Source organism: Bradyrhizobium sp. 31Argb (genome assembly GCF_043638955.1).
Classification (GTDB): domain Bacteria; phylum Pseudomonadota; class Alphaproteobacteria; order Rhizobiales; family Xanthobacteraceae; genus Bradyrhizobium.
In genome coordinates this window covers 1-5,099 of record NZ_JBEGDB010000416.1, presented here as the reverse complement: position 1 = coordinate 5,099, position 5,099 = coordinate 1, and the positions used below count along the sequence as shown (strand labels likewise).

General features: G+C 64.7%; 5 protein-coding genes. All 5 read right to left on the bottom strand.

All coding sequences use genetic code 11. The features are described from left to right. Window positions 1-123: 123 nt before the first annotated feature. A complete protein-coding gene (locus AAFX91_RS38930) occupies window positions 124-399 on the bottom strand; it encodes a hypothetical protein (protein WP_130583865.1) in 276 nt (91 codons plus the stop codon). A gap of 114 nt (window positions 400-513) precedes the next feature. Beyond that, on the bottom strand, window positions 514-1,017 hold the full coding sequence (moaC, locus tag AAFX91_RS38925; RefSeq protein WP_130583866.1) for a cyclic pyranopterin monophosphate synthase MoaC: 504 nt from the start codon (window positions 1,015-1,017) through the stop codon (window positions 514-516). A 4-nt stretch (window positions 1,018-1,021) separates the two neighbouring features. Continuing rightward, window positions 1,022-1,843, bottom strand: coding sequence for an indole-3-glycerol phosphate synthase TrpC (trpC, locus tag AAFX91_RS38920; protein WP_130583867.1), 822 nt, complete (start codon window positions 1,841-1,843; stop codon window positions 1,022-1,024). A gap of 68 nt (window positions 1,844-1,911) precedes the next feature. Then, a complete protein-coding gene (trpD, locus tag AAFX91_RS38915; protein ID WP_394570040.1) occupies window positions 1,912-2,925 on the bottom strand; it encodes an anthranilate phosphoribosyltransferase in 1,014 nt (337 codons plus the stop codon). A gap of 71 nt (window positions 2,926-2,996) precedes the next feature. Beyond that, window positions 2,997-4,898, bottom strand: coding sequence for a peptidyl-prolyl cis-trans isomerase (locus tag AAFX91_RS38910; protein WP_394570039.1), 1,902 nt, complete (start codon window positions 4,896-4,898; stop codon window positions 2,997-2,999). Between the last annotated feature and the right edge of the window lie 201 nt (window positions 4,899-5,099).

Sequence of the window (5,099 nt, the reverse complement as noted above, 5' to 3'; positions counted from 1 at the left end):
ATCAGACTCTCCGATGGTTCGAGTGTGGAAACCCAAACCTACCGGAAAGGGCGCGCTCACCGCCCCATGGAATCTACTGTCGAGCATTCGACTTGACGTCGCCCCGACCGCATTCAATTCGGTTCAGCGCGCGCGGATGGCGGATGAATCGGAGCGGTGGCTTCGCGGCCGCTTGCCGGCCGACCGGATCGGCGGATCCTGAGCCCACATCCCGTCACCCTGGCCGATGTAGCGCTGATAGCCGCCTGTATAGGGGTTGCCCGGACCTTTGTTCTGGCAATTGGCGTAGGGGTAGAACTGCGCGCAATAGCCGGGCTCGGAAATCACCTGCTGTGCCATTGCCGGCGCGCTGACGACGCAGAGCGCTACGGCCGCACCAAGAAGCTTGAAGGCCCACATGGCGTTGCTCCTTCGCGGGAGGTCACGCCAAATGTAACACCGTAAGCGGCGACGCACTCCGAGCTGCCGGGTCACAGCCGCGTGACAGGACGGTCGTGGCGAACACCATTTGAATCAGCGATCGTCGGCGCGGTAGTGGCCGGACTTGCCGCCCTGCTTCTCGACGAGATGGATCCCTTCGATGCGGACGCCGCGTTCCACCGCCTTGATCATGTCGTAGATGGTGAGGCAGGCGACCGAGACCGCGGTCAGCGCCTCCATCTCGACGCCGGTCGGGCCGGTGACCTTGACGGTCGCCTGCACGATGCAGCCCGGCAGCTTCTCGTCCGGCTCGATATCGACCGTCACTTTCGACAGCGCGAGCGGATGGCAGAGCGGGATCAGTTCCGAGGTGCGCTTGGCCGCCATGATGCCGGCAATGCGGGCAGTGCCGAGCACGTCGCCCTTTTTCGCGTTGCCGGAGACGATCAGCTCGAGCGTCGCCTTGCTCATGACCACGCGGCCTTCGGCGACCGCGGTGCGCTCGGTCGCGGGCTTGGCGGAGACGTCGACCATCCGTGCCTCGCCGCTGGCATCGATATGGGTGAGGGCAGGGCCGCCCTTCGACTTCTCCGCCATCGCTCTAACGGGTTCCAGTGGCGCGCGGCACGCTTTGGCGCGTCAGCAGCGCGCGGGTTGCCGCTGTTACATCGGCCTGACGCATCAGGCTCTCGCCGACCAGGAAGGTCGACATGCCCACGCGTTCGAGCCGGGCCAGATCGTCCGGCGTGAAGATGCCGCTTTCGCCGACCATCAGCCGCTCCTTCGGGATCAGCGGCGCTAAGGCCTCGCTGGTGGCGAGCGTGGTCTCAAAGGTGCGGAGATTGCGGTTGTTGACGCCGATCATCGGCGAGCGGAGCTTCAGCGCGCGGTCGAGTTCGGCGCCGTCGTGGATTTCGACCAGCACGTCCATGCCGAGCGCGAGCGCGGAATCCTCGATATCCTTGGCTGCGGCGTCATCGAGTGCGGCCATGATGATCAGGATGCAGTCGGCGCCGTGCGCGCGCGCCTCGACCACCTGATAGGTGTCGAACATGAAATCCTTGCGCAGCACCGGCAGATTGGTCGCCGCGCGCGCCGCGACCATGAAATCGAGATGGCCCTGGAACGAGGGCGTGTCCGTCAGCACCGACAGGCAGGCCGCGCCCCCGGCCTCATAGGCCTTGGCGAGGACAGGGGGATCGAAATCGGCGCGGATCAACCCCTTCGATGGCGAGGCCTTCTTGATCTCGGCAATCAGCGCGTAATCGCCGCGAGCATGCTTCTCACGGATCGCGCGCACGAACCCGCGTGGCGGCGACGCCGCCCTGGCGCGCGCCTCGATCTCGGAAAGCGGATGCGCGCGCTTGGCGGCGGCGATCTCCTCACGCTTGTAGGCTTCGATCTTCTTCAGGATATCGGACATCGCGATCGCCCTATATTTTTGAGCATGATCTTTTCGGAAAACCGGTTTCCACTTTTCCGGATCATGCTCTAGCTGTTTGAAACCGCGATCAGGTGCTTGAGCTTCGCGGCCGCAGCACCGCTATCCAACGAATTGGTCGCCAGCGCGACGCCTTCCTTCAAATCTTTGGCACGACCGGCGACGATCAGCGCCGCGGCGGCGTTGAGCAGCGCGACATCCCGATAGGCGCTCGGCTTGCCATTGAGCACGCTCGAGAGCGCCATCGCATTGGCATCGGCATCGCCGCCCTTCAGCGCCTCGCCGCCGACGCGGCCAAAGCCGGCATCATCCGGAGTGACTTCGAAGGTTCTGATATCGCCGTCTTCCAGCGCCGCGACGAAGGTCGGGCCGGTGAGGGTGATCTCGTCCAGCCCGTCGGAGCCGTGCACCACCCAGGCCGCTTCCGAGCCGAGGTTCTTCAGGACCTGCGCCAAGGGCTGTACCCATTGCCGCGAGAACACCCCGACCATCTGCCGCTTCACGCCGGCGGGATTGGAGAGCGGGCCGAGCAGGTTGAAGATGGTGCGGGTCGCAAGCTCGACCCGGGTCGGGCCGACATTCTTCATGGCCGGGTGATGGGCGGGGGCGAACATGAAGCCGATGCCTGCTTCCTGGACGCAGCGGCCGACCTCGGCGGGCGTAAGATCGATCTTGACGCCGAGCGAGGCCAGCACGTCGGCGGCGCCCGAGCGCGACGACAGCGCGCGGTTGCCATGTTTTGCGACCGGCACGCCTGTGCCGGCGACAATGAAAGAGGCGCAGGTCGAGACGTTCACGGAGCCGGAACCGTCGCCGCCGGTGCCGACCACGTCGACGGCTTCGGCAGGCGCCGTCACCCGCAGCATCTTGCCGCGCATCGCCGACACCGCGCCGGTGATCTCGTCAACGGTCTCGCCGCGGACGCGCAAGGCCATCAGGAGGCCGCCCATCTGTGAGGGCGTGGCTTCGCCCGACATCATGCTGTCGAAGGCGCTTGCCGCTTCGTCGCGCGACAAGGTTGCGCCGGTGGCGACTTTCGCAATTATCGATTTCAGGTCGTCCATCGCGTGCTGGCTCGTGATTCAGTGACGCATGATCCGATCGGAAAACCGGTTCCCACTTTTCCGGATCATGCTCAGTTGTTATTTGCGCCCGTCACCTGTGCGAAGGCGGCCTGATTGATTGTGGTTCCGATGTCGTGTTCGATCTTGTTGACGTATTGCGCGACCTGCTCGTCGGTCAATCCGCGCTGCAGCGCTTCTTTCAACTTCTTCACCTCCTCGGACGAGAGATCGACCGGCGGCACGATGATGTCGGTGACACGGAAGACGACGCGCTCGCCGCCGGTGCCCGTGGCCTGACCGACGCCATCCTTGGCGGTGCGGAAGGCCGCCGCGACCACGCTCTCGGGCACGCCCGGCAGCGAGGCGTCGCGGCGGAATTTATCTGATGTCTCGAGCTTGACGCCGAGCGTGGAGGCTTCGTCGGCGAGCTTGCCGCCGGCCTCGACCTTCTTGACGATCTCGGTCGCCTTGTCGCGCAGCCTGGTCGCGATCTGGTCCTCGCGCCATTTCGCCTCGACCTGGGCGCGCACCTCGTCGAGGCTGCGCTCGCGCGACGGCGTCACGCCGAGCACGTCGTACCAGACGTAGCCACCGCGGAACTGGATCGGCTCGTTGTCGACGCCGACATCGCTGCCAAAGGCCTGCGAAACCACATCTAGCCCGGTTGGAATGTTCGCCACGGGCTGGCCGTTCGGCATGCGTCCCGAGCGGTCGACGGCGTCGATGGTGACGGCGGTGAGCCCAAGCTTCTGCGCCGCCTCGACGAGGTTGGCGCCGCCGCCGCGCTCGTCCTCCATCTTGTTGTGGAGATCGGCGACCTTCTCGCGGGCGCGCTCGGCCGCGATCTGCTTCTTGATCTCGCCCGCCATGCTCTCATAGGTCGGTGTCGTGCCCGGCTCGATCTTGCCGACCTTGACCAGCGCCACGCCAAAGCGGCCCTGCACCGGCTGGCTGACTTCGCCCGAGGGCAGCGAGAACGCCGCATCCGCCACCGCCGGATCGAGGATCGCCGACTTCGCGACCATGCCGAGATCGACGTCGGTCAGGTTGAGGTTGCGCTCCTTGGCGATGTCATCGAACGAGGTGGTCGAGGTCAGCCGCGCACGTGCGGCAGTGGCTTCCTCCACGTTCGGAAACACGATCTGCGATATCTCGCGCTTCTCCGGCGTGCCGAGCTGGTTGCGACGCTGCTCGAATATCTTCTTCGCATCCTCGTCGGAGACCTCGGTCCACTTGCCGATCTCTTCGGGCGTCACGACGACGAAGGCGATCTTGCGGAATTCGGGCGCACGGAACTGGGCTTTGTGATCCTCGAAATAGGCGGCGAGCGCCTCGGGCGAGGGCGGGTCGATGGTGCCGGCCTGCGCCGCGTCGAGCTTGATGTATTCGATCGAGCGCTGCTCGTTCTGATAGCGGACCAGCGCCTCGATCAAGGTCTTCGGCGGTTCGATGCCCGCTCCGATCGTGCCGGCGATCTGGCGGCGGAGGCCGACGCGGCGCTGCTCGGCGAGATAGCGCTGCTCGGTGTAGCCGAACTGGCGGATCACGGACTGGAAGCGCTGCGGCTCGAACTGGCCGTTCAGCCCCTTGAAGTTCGGATCGTTGTAGATCGCGCGCATCGTCTCGTCCCGGGACTGGCCGAGACGAAGCCGCCTGGCCTCCTCGTCGAGGGCCGCTTCCGCGATCGTCTGCTGCAGCACCTGGCGGTCGAAGCCGAAGGCGCGCGCCTGGTCTGGGGTCAAAGGACGGCCGATCTGGCGGCCGATCTGCTGCAACCGGTCGGTGTAGATCTGACGGAATTGCTCGGTCGAGATTTCGGTGCCGCCAACCGTGGCGAGCGTCGACTGGCCAAATCCCTTGAAGATGTCGGCGATGCCCCAGATTCCGAAACTGACAATCAAAACGCCCATCACCACGGCCATGATAATCTTGCCGAGCCAGTTTGATGAGGCTGTCCGAATTCCTCGAAGCATGGGTCCAACTTGTTTGAAAAGGAGGGGAACCGGGTCGCGCCCGGGGATGATCCGATAAGCGGATTCCTTAAAGGGCGTCACCGAGTTGGGAACGCATCATAAAGTGGCAACTGCGCCGTCGCAACCTAGCATTACAGTTGTAATTGACTGAGGATTCTGAATCCATGGGCAACCATGATTCGAAGATCGTGGACGCAGGCA